The organism is Micromonospora sp. NPDC049275, from assembly GCF_043197115.1.
GTDB lineage: Bacteria > Actinomycetota > Actinomycetes > Mycobacteriales > Micromonosporaceae > Micromonospora.
Genome location: NZ_JBICSN010000007.1, coordinates 15,886 through 41,896, shown reverse-complemented (window position 1 = coordinate 41,896; position 26,011 = coordinate 15,886). Strand labels below are relative to the sequence as shown.

At 73.2% G+C, this 26,011-nt stretch carries 18 protein-coding genes and 1 tRNA gene; 9 read left to right on the top strand and 10 right to left on the bottom strand.

Annotated elements, in window-relative coordinates; translation table 11 throughout:
* Nucleotides 1-414: a roadblock/LC7 domain-containing protein gene (locus tag ACGFIE_RS21495; RefSeq protein WP_197281421.1), complete on the top strand. Its 414-nt coding sequence runs from the start codon at nt 1-3 to the stop codon at nt 412-414.
* 78 nt (nt 415-492) lie between these two features.
* Here the strand turns inward: ACGFIE_RS21495 and ACGFIE_RS21490 are convergent, their stop codons facing one another.
* Complete coding sequence (locus tag ACGFIE_RS21490; RefSeq protein WP_393297060.1) at nt 493-1,836, bottom strand: GH1 family beta-glucosidase; 1,344 nt, start codon at nt 1,834-1,836, stop codon at nt 493-495.
* 845 nt (nt 1,837-2,681) lie between these two features.
* On the opposite strand from ACGFIE_RS21490, the gene ACGFIE_RS21485 reads away from it, so the two are divergent.
* Entirely contained in the window at nt 2,682-5,588 is a 2,907-nt protein-coding gene (locus ACGFIE_RS21485) for a glycoside hydrolase family 48 protein (RefSeq protein WP_393297058.1), read from the top strand.
* Nucleotides 5,589-5,872: 284 nt separating this feature from the next.
* Here ACGFIE_RS21485 and ACGFIE_RS21480 read toward each other — a convergent pair whose 3' ends face one another.
* A complete protein-coding gene (locus tag ACGFIE_RS21480; RefSeq protein WP_393297479.1) occupies nt 5,873-6,535 on the bottom strand; it encodes a DUF3159 domain-containing protein in 663 nt (220 codons plus the stop codon).
* 209 nt (nt 6,536-6,744) lie between these two features.
* On the opposite strand from ACGFIE_RS21480, the gene ACGFIE_RS21475 reads away from it, so the two are divergent.
* A complete protein-coding gene (locus tag ACGFIE_RS21475; protein ID WP_393297056.1) occupies nt 6,745-7,632 on the top strand; it encodes a phosphatase PAP2 family protein in 888 nt (295 codons plus the stop codon).
* Between the two features lie 8 nt (nt 7,633-7,640).
* Nucleotides 7,641-8,504 carry a maleylpyruvate isomerase N-terminal domain-containing protein gene (locus ACGFIE_RS21470; RefSeq protein ID WP_393297054.1) on the top strand — a complete coding sequence of 288 codons (864 nt, stop codon included), beginning with the start codon at nt 7,641-7,643 and terminating at the stop codon, nt 8,502-8,504.
* Between the two features lie 236 nt (nt 8,505-8,740).
* Here ACGFIE_RS21470 and ACGFIE_RS21465 read toward each other — a convergent pair whose 3' ends face one another.
* Both ACGFIE_RS21465 and ACGFIE_RS21460 read right to left on the bottom strand, forming a co-directional pair.
* On the bottom strand, nt 8,741-9,604 hold the full coding sequence (locus tag ACGFIE_RS21465) for a DUF1028 domain-containing protein (protein ID WP_393297052.1): 864 nt from the start codon (nt 9,602-9,604) through the stop codon (nt 8,741-8,743).
* A gap of 39 nt (nt 9,605-9,643) precedes the next feature.
* On the bottom strand, nt 9,644-10,864 hold the full coding sequence (locus tag ACGFIE_RS21460) for a low temperature requirement protein A (protein WP_393297050.1): 1,221 nt from the start codon (nt 10,862-10,864) through the stop codon (nt 9,644-9,646).
* Between the two features lie 154 nt (nt 10,865-11,018).
* Here ACGFIE_RS21460 and ACGFIE_RS21455 point away from each other — a divergent pair, with 154 nt between their 5' ends.
* Nucleotides 11,019-12,002 carry an LLM class F420-dependent oxidoreductase gene (locus tag ACGFIE_RS21455; protein ID WP_363688430.1) on the top strand — a complete coding sequence of 328 codons (984 nt, stop codon included), beginning with the start codon at nt 11,019-11,021 and terminating at the stop codon, nt 12,000-12,002.
* A complete protein-coding gene (locus ACGFIE_RS21450; RefSeq protein ID WP_393297048.1) occupies nt 11,999-12,790 on the top strand; it encodes an SDR family oxidoreductase in 792 nt (263 codons plus the stop codon). The genes ACGFIE_RS21455 and ACGFIE_RS21450 overlap by 4 nt, the downstream gene beginning before the upstream one ends.
* A gap of 6 nt (nt 12,791-12,796) precedes the next feature.
* Here ACGFIE_RS21450 and ACGFIE_RS21445 read toward each other — a convergent pair whose 3' ends face one another.
* Nucleotides 12,797-13,600 (bottom strand): class I SAM-dependent methyltransferase, encoded by an 804-nt coding sequence (locus ACGFIE_RS21445; RefSeq protein ID WP_393297046.1) that lies wholly within the window; start codon nt 13,598-13,600, stop codon nt 12,797-12,799.
* Nucleotides 13,601-13,761: 161 nt separating this feature from the next.
* Between ACGFIE_RS21445 and ACGFIE_RS21440 the strand changes: the two genes are divergently transcribed.
* Nucleotides 13,762-14,796, top strand: coding sequence for a hypothetical protein (locus ACGFIE_RS21440; RefSeq protein WP_393297044.1), 1,035 nt, complete (start codon nt 13,762-13,764; stop codon nt 14,794-14,796).
* A 65-nt stretch (nt 14,797-14,861) separates the two neighbouring features.
* The gene (locus ACGFIE_RS21435; RefSeq protein WP_393297042.1) at nt 14,862-15,386 is read left to right on the top strand and encodes a hypothetical protein; all 525 of its coding nucleotides are present in this window, start codon (nt 14,862-14,864) and stop codon (nt 15,384-15,386) included.
* 54 nt (nt 15,387-15,440) lie between these two features.
* Here the strand turns inward: ACGFIE_RS21435 and ACGFIE_RS21430 are convergent, their stop codons facing one another.
* The 5 genes from ACGFIE_RS21430 to ACGFIE_RS21410 form a co-directional block, all read right to left on the bottom strand.
* The gene (locus ACGFIE_RS21430; protein ID WP_393297040.1) at nt 15,441-17,879 is read right to left on the bottom strand and encodes a transglutaminaseTgpA domain-containing protein; all 2,439 of its coding nucleotides are present in this window, start codon (nt 17,877-17,879) and stop codon (nt 15,441-15,443) included.
* On the bottom strand, nt 17,855-19,015 hold the full coding sequence (locus tag ACGFIE_RS21425; protein WP_363688355.1) for a DUF58 domain-containing protein: 1,161 nt from the start codon (nt 19,013-19,015) through the stop codon (nt 17,855-17,857). Before ACGFIE_RS21425 ends, ACGFIE_RS21430 begins: the two co-directional genes overlap by 25 nt.
* A gap of 14 nt (nt 19,016-19,029) precedes the next feature.
* Nucleotides 19,030-20,025 carry a MoxR family ATPase gene (locus ACGFIE_RS21420; RefSeq protein WP_363688357.1) on the bottom strand — a complete coding sequence of 332 codons (996 nt, stop codon included), beginning with the start codon at nt 20,023-20,025 and terminating at the stop codon, nt 19,030-19,032.
* Nucleotides 20,026-20,052: 27 nt separating this feature from the next.
* On the bottom strand, nt 20,053-22,677 hold the full coding sequence (locus ACGFIE_RS21415; protein WP_393297038.1) for a fibronectin type III domain-containing protein: 2,625 nt from the start codon (nt 22,675-22,677) through the stop codon (nt 20,053-20,055).
* Nucleotides 22,678-22,914: 237 nt separating this feature from the next.
* Nucleotides 22,915-25,497: a tetratricopeptide repeat protein gene (locus ACGFIE_RS21410; RefSeq protein WP_393297036.1), complete on the bottom strand. Its 2,583-nt coding sequence runs from the start codon at nt 25,495-25,497 to the stop codon at nt 22,915-22,917.
* Between the two features lie 229 nt (nt 25,498-25,726).
* On the opposite strand from ACGFIE_RS21410, the gene ACGFIE_RS21405 reads away from it, so the two are divergent.
* A tRNA-Leu gene (locus ACGFIE_RS21405) sits at nt 25,727-25,813 on the top strand.
* The last annotated feature ends 198 nt before the right edge of the window (nt 25,814-26,011 follow it).

Sequence of the window (26,011 nt, the reverse complement as noted above, 5' to 3'; positions counted from 1 at the left end):
TTGAGCCAGGAGGCACGTGACCTGAGCTGGCTGGTGAGCGCGTTCGCCGAGCGGGTGCCCGGCGTGGCGCACGCGGTGGTGGTCTCGTCCGACGGGCTGCTGGTGGCGATCTCCGACCATCTGCCCCGCGACCACGCGGACAAGCTCGCGGCGGTGACGTCCGGGCTGATGAGCATCACGGCGGGCGCGGCGCAGATGTTCGACGGCGACATCGTCAAGCAGACGGTGGTCGAGATGGGCCGTGGCTACTTCCTGGTCATGCAGGTACGCGACGGGTCGATCCTGGCCACGCTGGCGGCCGGGGACGCGGACATCGGCGTGGTGGGTTACGAGATGGCCCGGCTGGCGAAGCAGGCGGGAGAGATGCTCACCCCCGCGCTGCGGGCGGAGTTGCAACAGGCGCTTCCCCGCTGAGCGCTCCGGCCGTGACCCGGACGGTCATCGGCTCACCCGCAGCCGAGCCGTCCGGGCCCGGCCGTCCGGGCGGCCCGCTCAGAAACCGCCCTCGGCGATGACGGAGCGGTACCAGTGGGCGCTGCGCTTGAGCACCCGACGCTGGGTGGCGTAGTCCACGTAGACCAGGCCCCAGCGCTGTTCGTACCCCTCGTCCCACTCGAAGTTGTCGAGCATCGACCACACGTGGAAGCTCTCCAGCGGCACCCCGGCGCTGATGGCGCGGTGCGCGGCGGCCAGGTGGTCGCGAAGGAAGGTGATCCGGCCGCTGTCGTCGACGGTGTCGTCCGCGGTCAGGGTGTCGGGGGTGGGCAGGCCGTTCTCGGTGACGGTGAGCGGGATCGGGCCGTAGTCACGGGTGACCCGGGTCAGGACGTCGTACATCCCGTCGGGGTAGATCTGCTGCCAACCGGCCTCGGAGGTCGGCCAGCGGTGTTCGGTGCTGCCGTCGGCGTTCACGTAGATGGGCGTGTAGTACTGCACGGCCAGCAGGTCGACCGGGGACGAGATCACCGCCAGGTCGCCGTCGCGGATGCCGCGAACCATCCGGCTCTGCGGGCCCAGGTCGGCCAGCACGTCCTGCGGGTAGCTGCCCTTGAGCAGCGAGTCGAGGTAGAGGCGGTTCTCGTAGCCGTCGTAGAGATGGGCGGCGGCGGCGGCCTCGGGAGAGTTGTCGGTGGGGTAGCAGGGGTGCAGGTTGAAGGCGGGGCCGATCCGGCCGGTGCCGTTGCCGGCGCGCAGCGCGCGGACCGCGAGGCCGTGGGCCAGTTGCAGGTGGTGGGCGACGAGGTAGGCGGCGTCCGGGTCCTGCCGGCCGGGTGCGTGGTGGCCGATGAGGTAGCCGTTCTGCACGACGGTCTTGGGCTCGTTGATGGTGAGCCAGACCGGCACCGAGTCGCCGAGGGCGGTGAAGACCGCGTCGGCGTAGTCGGCGAATCGGTGGGCGGTGTCGCGTGACTCCCAGCCACCGGCGTCCTGCAAAGCCTGCGGCAGGTCCCAGTGGAACAGCGTGGCCATCGGGGCGATGCCCCGCTCGTGCAGGCCGTCCACGAGTCGGCGGTAGAAGTCGAGCCCGCGCCGGTTGGGCGCGCCGGTGCCGTCGGGCTGGACGCGGGGCCAGGAGATGGAGAAGCGGTAGCTGCGCAGACCCAGCTCGCGCATCAGGTCAAGGTCTTCGGCGTACCGGTGGTAGTGGTCGGCGGCCACGTCGCCGGTGTCGCCGTTGCGGGTACGCCCGGGGACGCGGCTGAAGGTGTCCCAGACCGACTCGCCGCGGCCGTCCTCCTTGGCGGCGCCCTCGATCTGGTAGGCGGAGGTGGCCGCGCCCCAGCCGAAGTCGCGGGGAAAGCGCAGCGGGCCGGCGGGCCCGGTAGGTATCGACATGGATTCTCCTCGTGGATACGGGGCCGCCGCCGAGATTCGGGAGCGCTCCCAGAATAGGTCAGGAGCGGCCGGCCCCGTGAGCCGGCCGTCACGGCGGCCGGACATGGCGGGTCGAGGCGGGTGAGGGCCCCGGACAGCGAACGAGGCCGACCGGGCGGCGCTTGGCGCCTGTCCCGTCGGCCTCTTTTCCCATCGTGTACGGGGGTTTAGTGTGGGGACGGGGGAGGGCAACCCCCGTCCCCACCGTAACTGCACACACACGGGCGGAATTTGGGTCCTGCCGTGCGTGTCGCGCGGGAGCCGGGCCACGCGAGTGGCTCTGGTTCCACCTCCCTCCCTGTGGCGGGATGATGGCTGACGGCGGCGTCCGGGCTGGCCCGCCGTCGGCCTTCGGGTTGGTTCCCCGGGCCCGCCACGAGGACGGTCCCGGTGATCTTCCAGTTGGAACCTTTGTCGATGGAAGCGCTCCCATCGACCGATGTTGCGACTGTAACGCCCGTCACGCCTTTGTGAAAGACCCAAAACGAGATCGAAACAACTGGGTGATCCTGCCCCCTGTGTGCTTGTTGTGGGAGCGCTTCCATGGCACACTGTCGATTCAACGCGACAGGAGCCAGTTCGCGTGGGCACGGGTCCGCCGAGGGCAGCCGGCAGCACGACTTCCGGTCACGGCACCCAAGCGCAGCCGGCGGGACCCCCTCCCGCGCGGGCCGCACCGCCGCACCCCGGCCGGGCCCGGGGCGACCACCTTCCCGGCGCCTCGAATCCCCCGCGTACCACCACACCCCGCGGGCAGGCGCCACGCCGGGGACCACCCCGGCCTGGTCCGAGGAGACACCGCGCACATGAGACAACTGGCACGACGCCGCCGAGTGGCGATCATCGCCGCCGCCGCGCTCGTCATCGGCGGGGTGACCCTGCCCGCCGGCGCCGCGCAGGCCGCACCCGCCTGCGACGTGGTCTACGCGACCAATGACTGGAACAACGGCTTCACCGCCAACGTCACCATCAAGAACCTGGGCGACGCGGTCAACAACTGGACGCTCAAGTGGACCTTCCCGAACAGCAGCCAGCGGGTCACCCAGGGCTGGTCGGCCAGGTTCAGTCAGACCGGCAGTGAGGTCACCGCGACAAACGAGTCGTACAACGGCAACCTCGGCACCGGGGCCTCCACCACCATCGGCTTCAACGGCTCCTACTCGGGCAGCAACCCGAAGCCCACCTCGTTCACCCTGAACGGCACCTCCTGCAACGGCACCCCGGCCAACCAGCCGCCGACGGTCTCCCTCAGCCTGCCGACCGGGCCGTTCACCGCGCCCGCCGACGTGCCGCTGACCGCCACCGCCAGCGACCCGGACGGCACGATCAGCAAGGTCGAGTTCTACCGCAACGGCCTGCTGATCAACACCGACACCAGTGCGCCGTACGCGTACACGCAGGAGGACCTGCCGGCCGGCAACTACACCGTGCAGGCCAAGGCGTACGACAACGCCAACGGCATCGGTGTCGCCGAGAAGGCGTTCACCGTCGGCGCCGCCAGCGGCCCGACGCTTATCGCCACGCCGTCCGCGGTGAGCGTCAACGAGGGTGGCACGACCACCTTCAACCTCAAGCTCAGCGCCGCGCCGAGCGCCAGCGTGCCGGTCACCCTCACCCCCAGCGGGGACACCGACGTCACTGTCTCGCCGACCAGCGCCACGCTGACGCCTACCAACTGGAACACCGGGGTCACCGTCACGGTCGCCGCGGCGGAGGACACCGACACCGTCGGCGGCGCCGCCACCATCACCGCGTCCGCGACAGGTCTCGCGTCCCTGGCGGTCAGCGCCACCGAGATCGACAACGACACCCCCGGCGGTGACAACGCCTACATCAAGAAGTTCCTCGACCAGTACGGCAAGATCAAGAACTCGGGCTACTTCAGCCCCGAGGGTGTGCCGTACCACTCGGTCGAGACGCTGATCGTCGAGGCGCCCGACCACGGCCACGAGACCACCTCGGAGGCGTTCAGCTTCTGGATCTGGCTGGAGGCCCAGTACGGCCGCGTCACCCAGAACTGGGCGCCGTTCAACAACGCCTGGACGGTGATGGAGAAGTACATCATCCCGTCGCACGCCGACCAGCCCACCGCGGGCTCCGCCGGCACGCCGCAGTACGCCGCGGAGTACAACCTGCCCAGCCAGTACCCCTCGGCGCTGAACCCGAACATCTCCGTCGGCCAGGACCCGCTCCGCTCGGAGCTCCAGTCCACCTACGGCACCGGCGACATCTACGGCATGCACTGGCTGATGGACGTCGACAACACCTACGGCTTCGGCCACTGCGGTGACGGCACCACCAAGCCGGTGTACATCAACACCTTCCAGCGGGGCACCCAGGAGTCGGTGTGGGAGACCGTCCCGCAGCCGTCCTGCGACACCTTCAAGCACGGCGGTCAGTACGGCTACCTCGACCTGTTCGTCAAGGACACCGGCGCTCCCGCCAAGCAGTGGAAGTACACGAACGCCCCGGACGCCGACGCCCGCGCCGTGCAGGCCGCGTACTGGGCGCTGACCTGGGCCAAGGCGCAGGGCAAGCAGGCCGACGTCGCCGCCACCGTGGCCAAGGCCGCCAAGATGGGCGACTACCTGCGGTACGCGATGTTCGACAAGTACTTCAAGAAGATCGGCAACTGCGTCGGGGCCAGCACCTGCCCCGCCGGCAGCGGCAGGGACTCCGCGCACTACCTGCTGTCCTGGTACTACGCCTGGGGCGGCGCGTACGACGCCAGCCAGAACTGGTCCTGGCGGATCGGCTCCAGCCACAACCACTTCGGCTACCAGAACCCGTTCGCGGCCTGGGCGCTTACCAACACCCCGGAGCTCAAGCCGCAGTCGTCGACCGCGGTCGCCGACTGGACCAAGAGCTTCGACAGGCAGCTGGAGTTCTACACCTGGCTGCAGTCCGCCGAGGGCGGCATCGCCGGCGGCGCGACAAACAGCTGGGACGGCAGCTACGCCCAGCCTCCGTCGGGCACCAGCACCTTCTACGGCATGTTCTACGACGTCGACCCGGTCTACAACGACCCGCCGTCGAACCAGTGGTTCGGCATGCAGGCGTGGTCGATGCAGCGCATCGCCGAGCTGTACCTGCAGACCGGCAACGCGAAGGCCAAGGCGCTGCTGGACAAGTGGGTGCCGTGGGCGATCGCCAACACGACCGTCGGCACCAACTGGTCGATCCCGTCGGACATGAAGTGGACCGGTCAGCCGACCACCTGGAACCCGTCCAGCCCGCAGCCCAACAGCAACCTGCACGTCGAGGTGATCAGCAAGGGCCAGGACGTCGGCGTCGCCGCCTCCTACGCCCGGATCCTGATCGCGTACGCCGCCAAGTCGGGCAACGCGGCGGCGAAGACCACCGCCAAGGGGCTCCTCGACGCGCTCGACGCCGCCAGTGACGCGAAGGGCGTCTCCACGACCGAGACGCGTGGCGACTACAAGCGCTTCGACGACACCTACGACGCGTCCACCGGGCAGGGCCTCTACGTCCCGCCGGGCTGGACCGGGAAGATGCCCAACGGCGACGCCATCGCCGCGGGCAAGAGCTTCCTCGACATCCGGTCGTTCTACAAGAACGACCCGGACTGGCCCAAGGTGCAGGCGTACCTGAACGGTGGCCCTGAGCCCACGTTCAACTACCACCGCTTCTGGGCGCAGGCCGACGTGGCAATGGCGTACGCCGACTACGGAAGCCTGTTCCCGAACGGCTGAGAGCGACCCGGGGTGGGTGGAGTGCCCCACCCACCCCGGGGTTCGGCCGGGTCCGGGGGAACGATGGGACCCGGCCGGCGGACGGCCTGACACCCACGGTCAGGCCGGGGTGGGCCGGTCATCTGGCCAACGCAGCGGGTCGACCGGCCCACCCCACCGCCCGGACTGGAGACTGCCGCGAAAAAGCCCAGAAATTCGGGCTGGCACGGGATCACACCAATGAGGATGACGGAGTAACGTACGTCACCGGAGAGGCCGCTCCCCCCGTGGCGGCCTCTCCACTTTTATGCCCGTCGGGGCCCCTTCCCGGCCGGTTCGTCGGGCCGGCCGTCCGGGCCGCCGACGACCGGGTGACGCAGCCCCGGATGCCCGGCCGGCAACGACCGGCGCAGCACCACCCAACTCACGGCCAGCGCCGCCGCGACCAGCGGCCAGGTCAACGCGACCCGGGCCACCACGAGCGCGAGCACCTGCCCACTCAGGTAGAGCGGGACGAACACCGCCAGCCGCACCAGGTAGGTCGCCGTCCACACCCAACTGCCCCGGCCGTACCCCCGCAGCAGCGCCGGATCCCGTCGCCAGCGCGTCCGCTGGCCCAGCGCGGCACCGACCAGCACCCCGAGCAGCGGCCAGCGCACCACGATGCTGGCGGCCCAGGCCAGCGCGCTCGCGGCGTTCGACAGCAACTGGATGAGAAAGAAGTTCTCGGCCCGGCCGGTCCGCACCGCGATCAGCGCCGCGACGCAGACGGCGAGCAGCCCGATCAGCACCGAGCGCGGCCGGTCACCACGCCGCAGCCGTACGCCGGCCACCGCGACGCCCACGGCGAGCGCCGCGCCCACCCCGGCCCACAGCGACTCGCCACCGAGCAGCCACCCCAGGGCGAACGCCACCGGCGGCAGGGTGGCGTCGACCGCGCCACCCCGCCCGCCCAGGAGGTCCGCCAGGGACTCGGTCCGGGCCGCCCGGTCGGCGTCCGGACCGGCCGTCGTCGCGCCGTCCGGACCGGCCGTCGTCGTGCCGTCCGGGCCGGGCTCGACCTGGCCGGACTCCCGCTCCGGTGTGCCGCCCACCGCCACCTCCTCGCCTCCGCCTCAACCTAACCGCCGGGAGCCGGTGGGCCACCGGCCGACCGGCCGGCACCTGCCGCTACGGTGTGCGGATGCGCGCGACGGCACGGGGTTGGACCGCGGTCTGGTTGGTCGTACTGGCCCTCGTCCAGGCGGCCGCCTTCCTCGCCGTCTGGCGGGTGGCCGTGCACACCGAGATCGGCCAGTGGGTCGACACGGTCGCCCTGACCGGCAACCAGATCGGCCACGATCGCATCGACGGGCCGGTGGACCGGATCCTCAACGCGATGTCGGTCGTCTCCCTGCTCGCCGCCACCGCGATGATCGGCTTCATCGCGCTCATCCGGGGGCGGATCGCCCTGGCCGTCACCGCGACCCTGCTCATCGCCGGGGCGAACGTCTCCACCCAACTGCTCAAGTACGGTCTGAGCCGGCCCGACCTCGGCCTCGACCCGGAGCGCGTCGCGGTGGGCAACAGCCTCCCCAGTGGGCACACCGCGGTGGCCGCGTCGGTGGCGGTCGCGCTGATGCTCGTCCTGCCGCCCAAGGTGCGGGCCGTCGGCGCCTTCGTCGGCGCGAGTTACGCAGCCATCGCCGGGGTGGCGACCCTCTCCGCCGGTTGGCACCGACCCAGCGACGCGGTCGCCGCCTACCTGGTGGTGGGCGTCTGGGCGGCACTGGCCGGCCTGGTCCTGCTGATCACCCAGCGGGAGCAGGCCCAGATCGCGCCCGGTGACGCGCACCGCCTCGCCGCGATCCTGCTCGGCCTGGCCGGTGTGCTCGCCCTGATCGCCTCCGGCCTGGCCCTCACCTGGCTGGTGGACCTGCGCGGGACGGGCCCGGAGGCGTTGAGCCGCCGCGCCCTCTTCGTCGGGTACGCGGGCAGCGCCGCGGGCATCGCCGGCACGATGGCGCTGGTGATGGCGCTGGTGCTGACCGTCGTGCACCGGCTGGTGCCCCGGGTCAAGGGCTGAGGCATCGGATGGACCCGGTCCGTACGGCGTTTCGTGCCGAGTGCCGACGGCTCACCGAGGTCCTGTCCGAGCTGGACGACGCCGACCTCGACCGGCCGACCCCCTGCCCGCCCTGGACCGTGCGGGAGTTGATCGCGCACGTCCGCACCGGCGCCGGACGGTTGGCCGACATGCTGGCCGCACCCGCCCCGCCGCGCGCCGAGGTGGACGCCGCCGGCTACTTCGGCGCGGCGAAGTTCACCCCGCAGGTGGACGCCGCCCGGATCGAAGCCGCGCGGTCCGAGGCTGCGCGGTCCGAGGCCGCGCGGTCGGATGTCGCGCGGTCGGATGTCGCGCGGTCGGATGTCGCGCGGTCGGATGTCGCGCGGTCGGATGTCGCGCGGTCGGATGTCGCGCGGTCGGACGTCGCGCGGTCGGACGTCGCGCGGTCGGATGTCGCGCGGTCCGAGGCCGCGCGGATCGGTGCCGGCGGGCGGGTGGCGGGGCAGGTCCGACGGGCGGCGGTGTCGGTCGAGTTCGAGCGTGCCTGGCAGGCTGCCGACGCGGCGGTCGCTGACGTCCCACCCGAGCGGGTCCTCCGGACCCGGCACGGCGACGCGATGAGCCTCACCGAGTTCCTGCGGACGCGCGTGGTCGAGGTGGGGGTGCACGGCCTGGACCTGGCCGCCGCGCTGGACCGACCGCCGTGGCTCACCCCGCAGGCGGAGGCGGTGATAGCCGACCTGCTCACCGGCGGGCGACCGGCACCGGCAGAGTTGCGCTGGGATCGGTTGACAGTGATCCGCAAGAGCACCGGGCGGGCGCCGCTGACCGTCCCGGAGCAGACCACGATCGATGCCGCCGGCTTCCGCTGGCTCGTCTTCGGTCGCTGAGCCACCGGCCAGGCCGGCCATCACCACTGCCCACGAGGCGGCGTGAGCCCGACCCAAGCGGCCCGAGATTCGCGCAACTTCGGGGAAACTGCTGCTTCGCCGGCCCTGGATGCAGCAGTTTCCCGGAAACTGTGCGGATCTTGACCGGCGTCGCCCCGGCGTCGCCCCGGCGTCTGACCGGCGTCGCCCCGGCGTCGCCCCGGCGTCGCCCGGGATAGCCAGCCAGCCTCGGCTGGTCAGCTCGCCGGGCGCGGGGCGGGCACGTGGGGGGCGACGCCCCGCAGGTGCGTGAGCACCACCGGGTCGATCCGCCCCGGCACCAGCCGCTCCTCCAGGTTCTCCAGCCCCGCCCAGGAGATCAGCGCCGCCTCCGTCCCGGCGTGACCCACCTGGTGGCCCAGCGCGCTGAGCAACGCCGCCACCTCGTCGGCGACCGCGCCGCTCAGGTCGAGCAGGGTCGCCGGATCGGGTCGGCTGAACAGCATCGTGTGCACGGCCAGCAGTCGACCCAACTCGGCGACCGGGTCGGGGTGGTCGTCCACCCGCAGGTCGACAAGCACGTCGCTGGTGCCGCCGTACCCTCCGCCGCGTTCGACCACCAGCAGGCCGGCGCTCTGCCGGCCGCGTCGGTCCCCGCCGGCCTCGTCACCGGCGCGCAGCGCGGCGACCAGCCGCTCGGCGAACGGCAGCGCCGCAGAGGCCAGCCACGCGTCTCCCAGCGCGTCGACGACCTCCGGGCCGGTGAGCACGTTGCCCTGCGCGGCCCAGCCGTCGCCCGTCCGTCCACCGGCCCACGGGTGGCAGGCCGGGCCGGTCCAGCTCGCGCCCCGGCCGTCGGCCCCCACCACACCGAGCTGCCGGTGCTCGCGCTCGGCGTCGGCGGCGACCAGCCCGGCCACCACGTCGGCGGCGGCCACCCCGGTGCGGAGCAGCGTCAGCCCCTGCGGGCGGTAGGCGAGGTTGACGTGCGCCTGGGTGGCCAGCGCGCCGACCTCGGCCTCCGCCGCCGGCACCAACGCCCCGGCGGCGAGGAACTTGCTGGCCACGACGACGCCGTGGCGGCGGCCGTCGGCGGAACGCGCGACGAGGGAGAAGGTCACCCGCCGAGACTAACCGGCCTCCGGGCGTACGCCGACGGGTCAGAACGGCGTCGCGGCGGCCTCCGGCGGCGCGCCGCGCGCCCGACGGGCGTCGGCGACCGCGACGCCGCCCAGCACGACCACGCCGGTGGCCGACGCGAACAACCCCGGCAGGAACAGCAGCGGTACGGCGGCGGCCGCCAGCACCAGGATCGCGATCCACCGCGACGGCGAGACCCGCCCGAACACCTCGTACTCGAAACGGGCCCGGCCGGCCAGGAACAGCGCGGGCCCACCGAGAACCATGACCAGCCACGACCCCGTGGGGTGACCCAACGGATGCTCGATGATCAGCTCGTAGCCGATCGCCGTGGCGGCCAGGCCGACCACCATGACCAGGTGCGTGTCGGCCGCCGAACGGCCGATGTTGGCGGGGTGACGGGCCTCCATGACCGCCTCGCCCAGGATCTGCCCCGCACGCTGAACGTAGATCCGCCACAGCATGATCGACGTGGCCACCGCCAGCGCGATCGCCCACACCTGCCCCGACTCGCCCGACCCCCTGGTGTACGCGAAGCCGGCAACCAGGATCGTCTCGCCCAGCGCGACGAGGAAGAACTGCTGGTACCGCTCGGCCAGGTGCTCACCGGCGATCTCCCACTTCGAGATCGTCGACCGGCCCAGCCCCGGCACCGGCCAGCCGCAGCGGGCCTCCAGATACTCGACGAGCAGGGCCACCGTCCAGAGGATCACCTGCGTGTTGGTGGGCAGCAGCGCCCCGACGATCCAGAGCACCCCGGTGGTGGCGAACACCGCCGTCATGCGCAGCTTCAACCGACGGTACGGGTGCGGTCCCAGCGCGATCGCCAGGATCAGCGGTCGGGACACCTGCGCGACCACGTACGCCACCGCGAACGTCAACGCGGTCTGGCTGAACGCCCGGGGGATCGCCACCCCCATCACCATGCTGCACACCAGCGCGATCAACACCACGGCCTGCAGGGCCAGCCGGTACGGGTCGTAGCGGCTGGTCGTCCACGCGGTGCCCTGCCAGACCGCCCAGAGCGCGAGCAGCAACAGCAACGTCTTGCCCCCGCCGGTGACCGCCGCCCAACCGTGTTCGGCCCCCGGGGCTTCGGTCAGGTCCTCGAACGCGCGCGTGGAGATCCGGGTGAGCGCGAAGACGTACACCAGGTCGAAGAAGAGTTCCAGGAACGTGGCCCGGCCGGGCGCGGCCGCCGAGGCGACGGGCTCCAGGTGCCTCGTTCCCCTGAAACCCATGGTCAGCGGCCTGCGCCGGTGCTCCGGTCCACCTCGAAGTCGTAACACCTCGCCCGGGGTGGGCGGCCGGAAACCGGCCATTCTGCCCACTTCGGGGATCTTGCTCACGGGCCCCGTCAACGGGCACGATCGACCGGTGACGAATCGATGGGGCATGACGGTGCCGTTGGGCGGGATCCCGCTGGCCGATCACGAGGCGGTCTACGCGACCCTCGATCGCGCCGGGTTCACCGACGTGTGGTCGTCCGAGGTCGCCGGGACCGACGCGTTCACCCCGCTGGCCCTCGCCGCGGCGTGGCAGCCACGGCTGCGGCTGGGCACCGCCATCACCCCGGTCTTCACCCGTGGCCCCGGGCTGCTGGCGATGAGCGCGGCGGCGCTGGCCGAGGCCGCCCCGGGCCGGTTCGCGCTCGGGATCGGCGCGTCCTCGCCGGTGCTCGTCCGCGACTGGAACGCGGTGCGGTTCGACGAGCCGTTCCGGCGGACCCGTGACGTGCTGCGGTTCCTGCGCGCGGCGCTGCGCGGTGAGACGGTGGACGAGGTCTACGACACCTTCACCGTGCGCCGGTTCACCCTCGAACGGCCACCGGCGGTGCCGCCGCCCATCCTGCTCGCCGCGCTGCGCCCGGGCATGCTGCGGCTGGCCGGCGCGGAGGCCGACGGGGTCATCCTCAACTGGCTCAGCGCCGACGACGTGCCGCGGGCCCTCGCCGAGCTGGGGGAGCGTCGGGCCGGCTTCGAGATCGCCGCCCGGATCTTCGTCTGCCCCACCGAGGACGCCGCGTACGCCCGAGCGCTGGGCCGCCGGCTGATCACCAGCTACCTCACCGTCCCGGCATACGCCGAGTTCCATCGCTGGCTCGGCCGCGACGAGGTCCTCGCGCCCATGTGGCAGGCGTGGGCAGCCGGGGACCGGCGTGCCGCCAGCGCGGCCGTGCCCGACGAGGTGGTCGACGCCCTGGTGCTGCACGGCTCGCCGGAGCGGTGCCGAGCCCAGGTCCGCCGCTACGCCGACGCCGGCGTCGGCGTGCCGGTCCTCGCGCTGCTGCCCACCCCGGAGGTGACCGCCGGCAGCGTCGCCGCGCTGATGACCCTCATCGCGCAATTGGGCACCGAGCCCGTGGGAGCGTCCGCGTGAACCTCACCGACCGGATCGCGGTGGTCACCGGCGGCGCCGGCGGCATCGGGGCGGCACTGTCGCGACGCTTCGCCGCCGAGGGCGCGGCCGCGGTGGTAGTCGCCGACCTGGACGCCGAGGCGGCCCGAGCGGTGGCCGAGGGCATCGGCCCGGTGGCCCACGCCGCCGCCCTCGACGTCACCGACGAGGCCCAGGTCCGCGCGCTCGTCGACGACACCGAACGACGCTTCGGCCGCATCGACCTTTTCTGCGCCAACGCGGGGGTGACCACCGGCGGGGGAGTGGAGGTCGACGACGCGGCCTGGGACCGCGCCTGGCGGGTCAACGTGCTCGCCCACGTCTACTCGACCCGGGCGGTGCTGCCCGGCATGCTCGCGCGCGGTGGTGGTCACCTGCTGCACACCTGCTCCGCGGCGGGGGTGCTGACCGCGGTGGGCGACGCCGCCTACACCGCGACGAAGCACGCCTCGGTGGGCTTCGCCGAGTGGCTCGCCGTCACCTACCGCGACCGGGGCATCCGGGTCAGCGCCCTCTGCCCGCAGGGAGTTGACACTCCGATGCTCGCCGACGGAATCGCCGAGGGGCACCTGGGCGCACGGGTGATCGCCGCCTCCGGAGCGGTGCTCACCCCCGACCAGGTCGCCGACGCGACCATCGCCGGGCTGGCCGAGGAGCGGTTCCTGATCCTGCCGCACCCGGAGGTCGCCGACTACGCGCGCCGCCGCGCCGAAGACCCGGACGGCTGGCAGGCCGGCCTCCGCAAGCTGGTCCGCCGGCTGACCGCCTGACCGCCGCTACCGCGCGGGCACGCGCCCGATGGCGAGGAGGTGCGCGCTCGACGCGACAAGCGCCGGCTCGCTGGAGTACACCCGGGCGAGGTCCAGCGCGCCACCGAAGACCCTCTCCTCCGCCACGCCGCCGATCGCCGCCTCCGCTGCCGTCCACGCCGGACCCTCGACCCCGTGCACGACCACCTCGGTCAAACCCGCGGCCCGGCACTCGTCGGTGATCTCCTCGACCCGGTGGAAGTAGGCGTGGGTGAAACCGATCCGCGGGTCGTTGGTGCCGTCGGTGAGCAGCGTCCGTGCCTCCGCGAGGGTCCGCTCGTCCAGTCGGCCCGTGGCCGCGAAGTCCAGCGCCCCCGCGAACCGCGAGATGACCGCCGCCACGACCCGGCCACCGGGGCCTGTGACGCGGACGGCCTCCCGCAGGGCCCGTAACCGATCCACGCGTCGCACCAGGTGGTAGAGGGGGCCCAGCAGCAGCGCGGCGTCGAACGCGTCGTCGGCGTACGGGAGGGCACGCGCGTCGGCGACCTGCGCGTCGATGGACGGCTGGCCGGTACGGGCGTGCGCGACGTGACCCGGCACCAGGTCCACGAGGCGCACCTGGTGACCGGCGGAGACGAGCGCGCGAGCGTACGCGCCGGTGCCGCCGCCGACATCCAGGACGCGGGCGCCGGGCTCCGGCAGGAGGTCCCGCAGGAGTTCCAGCGTCCGGATCCACTCCAGACGCGCCTGAGGTCGGCCGGTGAGACGCTGGTCCTCACGGTAGTGCTGCGTGTAGTAGTCGACGATGTCGCTCGAATGCTGATCCACACGCTGATGGTCATCGCCGTGCCGCGGGCACGCCAACGCATTTCGCCCGTCCGCACGAGCCGGGCGGGTGGCGGTGGGAACGGGGAATCCCCCAGCGATGGGAGCGGCTTCCCCTCCGCCGGGGGAGGACCAGCGCGTCCATCGGCGCAGATCATCGGTGCATGACTGTTGCCGCCCGTCGTCACCCATCCGCAGCGTCCGGCCCGACCAGAGCGTGGGCGGTGGCGTGCGTCGTCTTCCTCGTCGGTGAGGTGGCTCTGCGTCTGTACTGGATCACGGGTGGCCGGTGGGGGTACACCGCCTGCGACCGCACCGATCTGGTCGACCCCGGGGGTGGGTGCGGCGCGGACCGCGTCGAGTCGCTGCCCTTCTGGGCGGGATGGGGTGCGGTGGCAGGCGGCATCGTCCTCTTGGCTGTGGTCCTCTACGCCGTCCGGTCCTCCGGCCGCCTCGCGTCGGCGAGTAGTTGGGTCGCGGCGGCCCTGCTGACGGTCCTCGCCTTCCCGCTGCACCTGATCTTCGAGCTGCCGGCGGCGTTGTCCGGGCGTCCCTCGGACTGGCGTGACCTGGGCGCCCGGCTCGCGCTGGTGACCGGTGGCGTCCTGTTCGCCGGGCTCGCGAACGCCTCCGGTCCCCGCCGTACGCCGGTGGCCGCCGGCTACCGTCCGGTGCCACGGTGGGTACGCCGTTGGGCGTACGCGGCCGTCGCGCTGCCGGTCGTGGGCTGGGCCGTACCGCACGGGCTCTGGGCGCTCGGCGTTCCGTTCGGCATTCCCGAGCGGGAGTTGGACGACATCCACCGGGGCCTCTCGACGTGGACAGGCGTGGCGATCACGCTCGTCCCGCCGCTCGCCGGCCTGCTCGTACTCGGGTTGGTGCAGCGGTGGGGGCAGCAGTTCCCGGGCTGGGTGCCGGGGCTGCGCGGTCGACCGGTTCCCCGGCTGCTGGCGCTGATCCCGGCCGGGGCGGTGGCCCTCACGCTTGTCACCTACGGCGTGTTGAGCGCCGGGATCGTCGTCGGTCGACTGGTGACGGGTGAACTGCCCTGGTCCGACGTGGTGCGGGAGTGGGCGGTGGCCGCCACGCTGCTGGTGTTCCTCGGCTGGGGAGTCGCGTTGGGCGTCACGACCACCGGCTACGCCCGCACCACCCGAGCAGGCCAGGAGCGGACGACCGCCACCGGCGTGTCGTCGTGAGTCTGTCGGTCCCTCCACAATCGCCGGGGCCTCCGCGGCTCCGGCCCGCACCGATCGGAGCAACAGTGAGCCATGCCGACGTCGACAGCGCCTGGGCTGCCGACCCGAGACCGTGGGCCGTCTGCGCCGCCTACGCCGTCCCGCTCTGCGTCCTACCGTCCGCGCTGTGGCGACTGTCGCTCGTGTTCACCGACGACGCCGTCACGATCTGGTACATGGTCTTTCTGTCCGTCCTGTCGATGGGGCTGGCGCTGCTGACACTCGGGCTGGTGCAGCGCTGGGGACAACGGGTTCCGGGCTGGTCGCCGGTGCTCGGCGGTCGGCGGATCCCGGCGCGCGCAGTGGTGCTCGTCGCGCTGATCGGCGGATCGTTGCTCGTCGCCATCTGCGCGTACTTCGTCCTGAACCACAGGTTTCATTTCGTGCAGCGCACCTGGGTCGGGGTCGGAGAAGACGAACCGGTGCATACGCCTCCCGGCTGGGAGGTGCTCCGGTACTACGCCCCGATGCTGGCCTGGGGACCGCTCGTCATAGCCGTGGCCGTCGACTACGGTCGTCGGGCGGCCCTGGTTCGATCACCGGCACGATGACGGCCCTCGGCGCGAGAGCACCCCGCCCCACCGGTGGTGGCGCCGGGCTCCTGATCACCGCGGAGAGCGGCGGGCTCGGCGCAGGGGACCGGGGTGGAGCGACCAGAGCAGGCGACGCCACCGGGGGCGCGCGGAGCGCAGGGTGGCCACGTAGGCGGTGGCCACCTCGGCGGCCCGGGTCGCCTGATCCGGCGTCGCGGCACCAGGGGCGAAGCCCACCTGATTGAGCAGGGCCGCCAACTCGTCGACGGCCGGCCCGTCGCCGGTGGCCGGCTCGTCTCGGGGGACGCCGCTGCTGGTTGCGCCGCTGCTGGTTGCGCCGCCTCCGGTCGTGCCGTCGCCGCTGCTGCCCGCTCGCGCGTCGGCGAGGGCCTGCCGGGCCCGTCCGGCCACCTCGGTCGCTGCCAGATCGTCACCGACCGGTCGACCGGCGAGCCGCAGCGCGTCGGTGACCTCCCGCCAGGCGCCGGCGATGCGCTGGCCGGGGTCACCCCGCACCAGCCGGTTGCGGGTGAGGGAGCGACGCATCGCCAACAGGGTCAGCAGCAGCGCCCCCACCACCAGCAGCAGACCACCGCTGCCGCCCGCGACCAGCACCGGCGTGGACACGCCACCTCGTGCGGGTGGGCCATCGGGGGCGGCCACCGGCTCCGACGACGCCGTCGGCTCCACCGTGGGCGCCGGCGCCTCCGACGGCGGAGGGTCCTCCGGGGTCGGACGGAAGTCCTCCTCCACAGGCCTCGGCTCGTTCTCCGGGCGGGGCAGCGGGTCGAACGCCACCCAACCCAACCCGTCGAAGAGCACCTCCGGCCAGGCGTACGCGTCACCGGCCCGCACCGGCCCCTGCCCCCCGGAGGAGAAGCCCACCACCACCCGTGTCGGCAGCCCGGAGAGCCGGCCCAGCACCGCGAACGCCGCCGCGAACTGCTCCGACGTGCCCCGCTGCCCGCCGCCGTTGCGCGGGCCGTAGAGGAAGAAGGCCAGGTTCGGGTACGCGTGCCCGCTCGGCGCGTCGGCCACCACCCGGTAGTGCTCGGCCAGGAACTGCTCGATCGCCGCCGCCCGCGCGTACGGAGCGCCGTTCTCCTCGGCGAGTTGGGCCGCCAACCGGCGCAGCGGGTCGGGCACCCCGTCGGCGACCCGCAGCACCCGGGCCACCTCCTCGCCGGCCGGCACGTTCGCGGTGGCCAGCAGATTGTTGTCCGGTCGCTCCCGGGCCGACATCACCGTGTACCGCAGTCCCGGTGTCAGCCCCTCCGGCCGGATCAGCGTCCCCGTCGCCGGGTCGTACGCCACCCGCGCCCCGCTGACCTCGCGGGGCGTCGCCACGGCCGGGAGCAGCCGACCGCTCAGCTCCGCCACTGTGATGTCCTGCCGAACGGTCTCCACCGTGCTGTCCCGGGCCGGCTCGGTGGCCGGCAGGATCCGCCCCGCGTTGCGGTACGTCGCACCGACCCGCCAGGTGATCCCGTCATAGTCGCTGAGCACGGCCAACCGGATCCGTACGCTGCGGGCCGCCTTCGGGTCGTCCGTGTTGCCCCCGGGCGGGGCCGCGCCCACCGTGCTCACGTCGAGGAGCTTCTGCTCCGGGTGCAGCGCCCAGCCGGAGATCCGGATCAGCGGGTTCTCGTCGAGCGTCTGCACCTGCGGTGGCTCCACGTACCGGCGCGGGTCCACCGGCCGCCCGTCGACCTGACCGGCGACCACCGGGCCGAGCAGCGCGACCAGGCCGATCACCAGGACCACGCCGAGCGCCGCCGAGGCAGCCAGCCGAAGCCGCACCGCCGCGCGCACCCCCGGGGCGAGACCCACCGTCGGATCCCCGCCGGCCGGCACACCCGACGGCGCGGCGAGCCCGACCGCCGCGACCGCTACGAAGGCCACAGTCGTCCCGATCGCAGGCTCGGCGTTCGGGCCGACCACGTAGAGGGCCGCGACGTAGAGCCCCGCGGCCGGAAGGTAGCCGAGCAGCACCCGGCCGGCGCGCAGCGCCACCTCCGCCCCGGCCAGACCGGCCAGCCACGCCGCCACCACCGGGACCAGCACCGTGTCCGGTGTGGGCTCCACCGGAATCATCGCCGTGAGCAGCCGCGGAATGCCGTTGCGCGCCGCGTCCGCGCTCACCTCCAGCAGGCTGCCCGGCAGGTCGGCGCGGGCGGCGGCCAGTCGCAGCGACCACAGCGTCCACCCGACCAACGCCGCCATCGACACCGGAGCGACCAGCCAGGACGGCAGCCGTCGGGCCGCCACGCTGACCAGCACCGAGCCCACCGCCGCGCCGAGCACCAGCCGGGTCAGCAGGTCGCCCGCGTACACCCGGCCGAGCACCACCCCGGCGAGCCCGGTGAGCGCGATCAACGCCAGCGGCACGACGGCCGCCCGCAGCAGGCGTACCACCCGCCCGGTCGCGCGGCCGGCTGTCGAGGGCACCCGCCGCGGGTCCGCCGCCACGTCAGGTTCGACGCCCGTCACCACCGGCGCACCCCGTCCCACTCGGCGGCGAACTGCGCGCCGTCCACCGCGTCGACCACCACCAGGCCGGCAGTGCCCGCGGGCGTCGGCTCGGCCGCGCCGAAAACCCCGACCACCACCGACGGGTACGCGCCGCGCAGCGCGCCGACGTGCCCCAACCCGTCCCGCCCACCGGGGCCGGTCAGGAAGATCAGCGTGTCGCCGAGCCGGTCCTGGCGCAGCCGGCTGGTGACCGCGCGCAACGCGTCGGCCTCGTCGGACAGGTCGGCGGCGGCGAGCCGGTCCAGTGGCGCCATCTCGGCGTCCCCCGGCCCACGCTCGATCAGCTCCGTGCCGACCAGCAGCATCAGCACCGGCAGGTCCGCTCGGTGCGCGGCGGTGACAACCGACGCCGCCGCCTCGCACGCGGACTCGAACGACTCGGCCACCCCGTCCACCCGATCCGGGTGCGCGGCGGCGCGGTTGTCCAGGAGGACGACCAGGCGGGGCAGGCTGGTGTCCACGTTCTCGCGCACCATCAGCTCGCCGACCCGGGCGCTCGTGCGCCAGTGCACCCGACGCAGGTCGTCACCCACCACGTACTCTCGCAACGAATTGAACGTGATCGACCCGTTCGGCACCCCGTCCACCCGGCCGTCGAGGCTGCGCCCCGCACCGGTGGGCACCGCCGTCAGCGGATGGATCCGAGGGTGCACCCAGACCGGCGTCGTCTCCCCGTACGGGCGGGCCAGCGCCACCAGGCCCAGCGGGTCGCGCCGGGTCACCCGCAGCGGACCGACCGGCACCACCCCCCGACGGACGGTCGGCACGTCGTAGCGGACCTCGGTGTCCCGCCCCGGCCGCAGGCGCAGCAGCGGCACCGGCACCGCACGGCTACCACACCGGTCCTCGGCCAGCAGGTTCGCCGACCGCAGCCGGCCGGCGTTACGCACGGTGAGCGTCATGCTCGCCGGCTCCCCCCGCGCCACCCGGTCCGGGTCCGCCCGGCGGCCGACCAGCAGGCGGGGCCGCCAGGCCGCGGTCAGCGCCGCGTAGCCGACGGCCGCGCCGGCCGCCGCACCGAGCAGCGTCAACTCGGGGTACGCGAAACGGAACCCCAGGCCGAGCAGGACGACAGCGGCGACGAGCAGCCCGACTCCGCGGGCGGTGATCCCCATGGCGCTGCTGCCGGTCAGCCCTGCACCGGGGCGGGCTGCCCCGACGGCAGCGGCACCGGGACCGAGGCGATCGCCTGGCGCAGCACCTCCGCAGGGGTCACCCCGCGCACCTGCGCGTCCGGGGTGAGCAGCAGCCGGTGCGCGAACACCGGTTCGGCGAGCGCCTTCAGGTCCTCCGGCATGATCCAGCCCCGGCCGTCGATAAGCGCGTACGAGCACGCCGCCCGCGTCAACGCGATCACACCCCGGGGGCTGACCCCGACGCGTACCTGCGGATGGGTGCGGGTGGCGGCGGCCAGCCGGACCGCATACGCGTAGAGCGGCTCGGCGATGTGCACCCGGCGGGCCATCCGGACCATCTCCCCGACGGTCGCGGTGTCGGTGACCGGGGCGAGCGCCTCGGGGGAGCGGACCGTCGCACCGCGCAGCACCTCCACCTCGACCGCCTCGTCCGGGTAGCCGACGGACAGCTTCACCAGGAAACGGTCGAGCTGCGCCTCGGGCAGCCGGTAGGTGCCGTCCATCTCCACCGGGTTCTGCGTGGCGACGACCAGGAACGGCGACGGCACCGGGTGCCGCACCCCGTCCACGGTGACCGTGTGCTCCTCCATCACCTCCAGCAGCGCCGACTGGGTCTTCGGCGACGCCCGGTTGATCTCGTCAGCGATCACGATGTTGGCGAACACCGGCCCCGGATGGAACTCGAAGTCCCTGCTCGCCTGGTTGAAGATGGTCACACCGGACACGTCCGACGGCAGCAGGTCGGGCGTGAACTGGATGCGCCGCCACTGACCCTTCACCGTCGCGGCGATGGCCCGCGCCAGGGTCGTCTTACCGACCCCCGGCACGTCCTCCAGCAGCACGTGACCCTGGGCGAAGAGCGCGGTCAGCGCCAACCGGACCACCTGCGGCTTGCCGAGCACCACCGCGTTGACGTTCTCGGCCAGCCGGGCGGCCAGGGCGGCGAAACCCTGCACCTCCGGCTGGGTGAGCGGCTCGTGGATGTTCACGGTCGGCGGTGCTCCTCGGCTGGTGGTTCAGCAGGTCGGCAGGACGTTGATGTTGTCGCCGCCCTCCAGGTTGAGCCAGGCCCACGGGATGTAGTTCTTTCCCTTGTAGTCGACCTGCACCCACCAGGTGCTGCGCTTGTCGTTGTTGTAGATGTAGGCGTAGACCTCTTCGCCCGACTTCTTGCAGTACGCCTGCAGTCGCGTGCCCGGCTTCGCCCAGCCCACCTGCTTGTCGTTGTCCTGCCGGGTGACCGAGAAGATCTCGTTTCCGTTGCGGCCGCTCACGTCCCGGTCACAGTAGGTCGACTCGGGCCCTGAGGCGCCGTTGCGGCAGGTGGCGATGCCGTACAACGACAGCGTGTCCTCGGCCCGCTGCGCGGTACCCCTCCCGGCCGCGTTGGTGGCTGTCACCGTGAACGTGTACTTCGTGCCCGGCGTCAGCCCCGTCATCGTGATGCTGGAGCAGGCCCCGGCCTTCGCCGGCTCACCCGACGTGCTCAGCGAGCAGGTGGCCCTGCCACCGCCCGCATCCACTGTGAACGTGACAGTCGCCGACGTGGCCGTCGACGACGAGCCGGTGACCGTGACCTGCGGCGCCGCGACCGTACGGGCCGTGGCGGTCGCCTCCGGGCCCGCCCCGGCCTCGTTCACCGCCTTCACCTTCACCGTGACGTTCTGGCCGTTGCCCAGGCCGGTGACTGTGGTGCGGGTCTCGGTCACCTCGCTGGTCCTGCCACCGACGTCCACCTGGTACTTCGTCACCGGCCGCCCGTTCGCCTCGGCCGGCGACCACTGCACGGTGACCGCGCCCGGTTGGTCGGCGACAGTCCCGGCCTGCAGGTCGAGCGGCCGGCCGGGCGCCGCGTACGGCACCACGGTGTTGCTGACCGGCGACGCCGCCGAGCCGGCACCCTTGTCGTTGACCGCCACGACCGTGAACGCGTACTGGGTGCCGAACTCCAGCTCACCGGCCGGCACCACCAGTTCGGTCTTCGTCGACTCTCCGGCCGGCGCGTTCGTCCCCGCCGAGGTGGCCGTCACCGCGTACTTGGCGATCTTGTTGCCCTGCCCGTTCGCGGCCGGCCACTTCACCACCACCGTGCCGTCCGGCCGCTCCTGCGCCGTGACGCTTGTCGGCGCATCGGGCACCGCCGCGGTCGGGGTCACCGGGTTGCTGCTGCGCGCCGGGCCATCACCCTTGGCGTTGACGGCGTGCACCGCGAAACGGTACGTCTCGCCGTTGGTCAGCCCCTTGACCTCCACCGAACGCTGGTTGGCGCCCACCTCCAGGCGTTGGTCGGCGCCCTGCACCACGTACTTGATGATCTCGGCGCCGTTCGCGGCGGCAGGCCGCCAGCTCACCCGGGCCTGGGCGTTGCCGGCGGCGGCGGTGACGCTGCGCGGCGCGCTCGGCTTGCCCACCCGGGGCTTCTTCGGCGGAGGCGGCGGCGGGGGAGCAGGCGGCGGGTCACCGCCCAGCACGTCGTTGGCGTACTTGTCGACCTCGCGCACCTGGTGCTTGTCGTCCACCACGCGGGCCGTCGCCGAGTCGGGCGAGTTGATGAAGAGGTGGTTCTCCCGCACCTCCATCTCCAGCGGGCCGTTCGCCCGGCCCTTGATGGTGTCGACCAACTGGCCGCCCGCGTCGAAGGAGTAGATGGTGCCGGTCGCCTCGTCGGCGCAGTAGAACCGGTCGGCCCACGCCACCGCCGGGCTCAGCCGGTCGCCGCTGCCCGGCACCGTGAACGCCCGCTCCTCACCGGCGTCACCCACCACCAACACCCGCCGCTCCGCCGGCACCGTCACGGGCACCCGCGGCCCGGAGGTGCGGGTCGGCATCGCCGCCGGGCCGGGCAGCGTCAACGGCGTCGGACGGACCTCACCGTGCTGCACCCGCACCAGCCGGCCGGCCGTGCGGTCGAGCACCGCCACCCCGTCGTCCAGGGTGGAGACCACCAGCTCGTGGCTGGCGTCCGCCACGTCGTACGTCTCGACCCGCTCCGGGCTGAGCCCGCCCCCGGCCGGCGCCGCCGAGGCCGGCGCGGACGGCAGCTTCGCGGCGGTGACCGCCGAGACGGTGCCCTCGCTGGGCACCGCGATCCAGAGCCGGCCCTCGCCGTCGAACGTGCCGCCGGTGATGCCCGGGGGATAACGCACCGGCTCACCGATGGGGCTCAACGACCGCGGATCGAGCTGCCGCACGATGCCCTGCACGGCGTCGACGACGAACGCCGCGTCCTCGTGCAGGGCGACGCTCACACCCAGGCCGGGTGTGGTCGGCGTCGTAGCGGTGAGCTGCAGGGTGGCCAGGTCCAGTGAGCTGATCTGCCCGGTCTGCAGATCACGCAGGATCAGCAGCCGATCGGTCTGGGCGACCTGCATCGGGTGTCGGCGGGCGCCCGGAACCTCGGTGCGGGTGTCCACCCGCGCGGTGACCCCGTTGACCCGGGCAAGCTCGCTGCGCGCCGCGCTCCACAGCCAGGAACTCGCGTCGTAGTTGGCCACCGCGTTGTCCGCCGCGCCCAGCCCCAGGACGGTCAGCCCCATGGCGGCCAGCAGCGCGGTGACCGTGCCGACCGTCACCAGCCCGCCGCGCAGTCGGGACCGGGAACGGGGGGCGTCGGTCCGCTCGGCGTCGTCGATGCTGGCCACAGCCGGCTGCCTTCCCTGAGTCGTGGCAGGTGGCGTACGCCTCACGGCGACCCCTCCCCTGAGCCGGGTGCCATCATATGGCCCGACCGGGAACGGGGGAACCCGCACCGTCACCCCTGTGGATACCGAGCGTGCGCAGTGGACGCCCAGCTCAACTCGAGGATCGCGAATCCGACTCTGTCCGTCGGGCGGCGTGGACCGATCGCGGGTCAGCTCGGCAGCATGCACCGTTGCGGGTCAGCTCGGCGGCGTGGACCGTTCGCGGTTCGTGCAGACCTGGCCGGAGGTGGCGAAACTGTCCGTGGAGTAGACCGCCAGCACCGTGAAGCAGTAGTCCACCCGGGAGCTGAGCCCGTTGACCGTGTGGCTGGTACGCCCGGGCTCCACGGTGGCCATCACCCCGAGCGCGAGACCGGCCCGCCCGCCGGCGACCATGAACGGCACCGCGCCACCGGACGGGTCCGTCCAGGTCAGGGTGATCGTCGCAACGTCGTCACGGAGCTTCAGATCACCGGGAGGGGGGCCGGCAGCCGACGACGTCGCCGTCACGGCGGCGCCGGGCGGCGGTGGCGCGTCGTCACGGTTCAGCACCACCACACCCAGGCCGGCGACCGCGACCAGGGCAACCCCTGCCGCCACCGCCGCACCGATGAGCGTCGCCCGGTTGCGGCCCGTCGAACCACCCTCGTCGGCGTACGGACCGGAGTAGGCGTCCTGCTGGTAGTGCTGCCCCGGGTACACCTCGTGGCTGTGCTGATAGGGCTGCCCCGGGTACTGCTGACTGGCCGGGTACTGCGCGGCGGGCGGATGCGTGGGGGCGACCGGCGGGTAGGTCACAGGCGCGACGAACCCCGCCGTCGTGTCCCGCGGTGGGGTCGGCGTTGGTCCGACGGCCGGGAACACCTCCGTCGACGCGGACGCGAGCCCCGACCGCTCGCCCTGCACGGTCGACAGTGCCGAGCCGGCGATCGGCAGGCTCTCGCCGCCCGCGGCGGACCGGTCACCCACGATGGCCGCACTGTTCGAAGTGGTCTCCCCGATCGGTGTGGTTTCACCGTGCGGTGTGGTTTCACCGTCCGGGGTGGGCTCCCCGATGTCCGTCCGGCTCGGATCCGGGGGGTGGCCGCCAGCCGTGGGCAGCGGATGCGGGGGCGCACTGCTGGTCCAGGGCGGGGCGGTCAGTCCCCAGGGCGGCGCGCTCACCGGCGGCGCGGAGACGGGCTGGCTGTGACCGGGTGGTCCGGACACGGGGTAGTGGTGGGCGGGTGGTCCGGACACCGGGAACGTCGGCGCTGGTGGTCCGGACACGGAGTAGGGGTGGCCGGGTGGTCCGGAGATGGGCTGGCCGTGGGCGGGTGGTCCGGACACCGGAAACGTCGGCGCTGGTGGCCCCGACACGGGATACGTGTGAAGGGGTGGCGCGGATACGGGCGGGCCATAGCCGGGCGGTCCGGCCACCGGCGGGGTGGGGACCGCCGGTGACACGGAAGCAGAATGCGACCGGTCGGGTGGTCCGGAGACGGGTTGGCCGTGATCGGGCGGGGCCGACACCGGACGGGAAGGACGCCCGGCCGGTGCGGAGGTTGGTCCGGCTTGCGTCGGCGGCGCGGAGACCGGCTGCGGCGCGGCGGGCGTCGCGCCGACCGCGTGGTGCAGCGGTGGCCCGCTCACCGGGCGGGTGGGCGCCGCGCCCGGAGTCGTCGGGATGACCCCGGAAGGCCCCGGCCGACCTGTCGTGCGGGTTGGTCCGCCCGGTCCGGCCGCTGCGATCCGCGCGGCCTCCTCGGCCAGCAGGGGCTCGATCTGCCGTACCTGAATGGTCGGGTCTGCCCACCGCGGCGCCGGAACCGACGGTGGGGATGCCGACGGCACGGCGGAGGGCTGCGTGGCGGCCGGCGGGGCCGGGTTCGCGGCCGCCGGCGCCGAGGGCTGCGCCTTGACGACCGGCTGGATCGGTTGATCACCCGTGCGCTGACGCGGCGGTGCGGGTGGCGGCTGCTGCCGGACGGGCGCCGGCTCGCCGGCGGCCCGAGGCGGCGGCGCGACCGGTGGCCGGGGCGACGCCGCCGGCTGCTGCTCGGCCCGCTGGCGCGGCGGCGCCGGACGGTCGAGGGTGGCTGGCCCCGGCGACATGGCGGACGCGGTCGGCGCCGGACGGGCGGGGGTGGCCGGTGCCGGTGACGGGGCAGACGCGGTCGGTGCCGGACGGGTGGGGGCCGAGGGAGGCGGCGGGGCCCAGGGCGACGCCGGTGCCGAAGGGTCGCCCGCCATCGGCCGCATCGCGGCAAGGGTCGCCAGGGACAGCGTCGGGCCGGTCAACGCTCCAGAGTTCTCCGTGGGGGCAGCGGAGGTGGACGTCGACGACCCGACGTCCGGCCGCTTTGGGTCAGGGCTGGCCTTGCCGAGGTAGTCACGGGCGGCGCGTACCACCGGGTGGTGCTCACCGAGCACGGCGGGCCCGGCGCTGGCCACGCGCGTGTAGTTGCGGCGGGCCTCATGCCTGTTGCCCAACTCCTCGGCGACCTCCGCCAGTTCGAAGGCGAGCGCGAGCATCATCGGCGCGGAGTGGTCCCAGCGCCGCTCGCCCGCAGCGAAGGCCTCCTCCAGCACCCGGCGGGCGGCAAGCGGGTCGTCCGCCTCGCGATGCAGGCGGGCCAGCAGGTGCGCGGTGTGCAGCACCTCGGGATGGTCCTCGCCGTACGGCGGACGGGCGGACCCGACAGCGTCCGCGAGCAGCTGCCGGGCACCGCCGAGGTCGCCCGCGGTGCGCAGTGCGAGGGCCTGCTGCTGGACGGCGGCCAGAGGAGAGGGATGGGACACAGGGCAATGCTGCCGTTACCGAGCCGCCGACGCTACCCGGGCCCACGCCCGATCCCGCTTCGGTGACCTTCGGTGACGGGTGAGCAGCGGCGGGAGGGCGGGTCGGCGGGGGCTCGGTAGGCGATGTGCATGATCCACGAGTGCCGTGTACAGTAACTCCCCGTGCGGCTCGCCGTGCCGACCTCGGATGGAAAGATCATCTGAGCGGCAAGGTAGGCTGAACGAGCAGGTCCGGGTGGCGGAATGGCAGACGCGCTAGCTTGAGGTGCTAGTGCCCGTATAGGGCGTGGGGGTTCAAGTCCCCCCTCGGACACCACAGTTCGTGGATTTCCACGCGAGATCAATTTCCTCTCGCGTGGGGACGCGAGCCGCGACGACTCATATGTGCACACCGACCCCGGGGAGCCGGCGCCACCTGCGCTGACACCCTCGCCCTCGTGCTGGCGGGGGCCTAGGTGAGCCCCGGCAGGCCGCGCCCTCGCCGGCCCGACGAGCAGCTCGTCGAGGCGCTCAT

Excerpts from the sequence above, each read along its gene's own strand:
- ACGFIE_RS21440 (WP_393297044.1), top strand. The coding sequence starts at position 13,762 with ATGACTGTTGCCGCCCGTCGTCACCCATCCGCAGCGTCCGGCCCGACC.
- ACGFIE_RS21485 (WP_393297058.1), top strand. The coding sequence starts at position 2,682 with ATGAGACAACTGGCACGACGCCGCCGAGTGGCGATCATCGCCGCCGCC.
- ACGFIE_RS21425 (WP_363688355.1), bottom strand. The coding sequence starts at position 19,015 with ATGGGGATCACCGCCCGCGGAGTCGGGCTGCTCGTCGCCGCTGTCGTC.
- ACGFIE_RS21455 (WP_363688430.1), top strand. The coding sequence starts at position 11,019 with ATGACGGTGCCGTTGGGCGGGATCCCGCTGGCCGATCACGAGGCGGTC.
- ACGFIE_RS21470 (WP_393297054.1), top strand. The coding sequence starts at position 7,641 with ATGGACCCGGTCCGTACGGCGTTTCGTGCCGAGTGCCGACGGCTCACC.
- ACGFIE_RS21490 (WP_393297060.1), bottom strand. The coding sequence starts at position 1,836 with ATGTCGATACCTACCGGGCCCGCCGGCCCGCTGCGCTTTCCCCGCGAC.
- ACGFIE_RS21460 (WP_393297050.1), bottom strand. The coding sequence starts at position 10,864 with ATGGGTTTCAGGGGAACGAGGCACCTGGAGCCCGTCGCCTCGGCGGCC.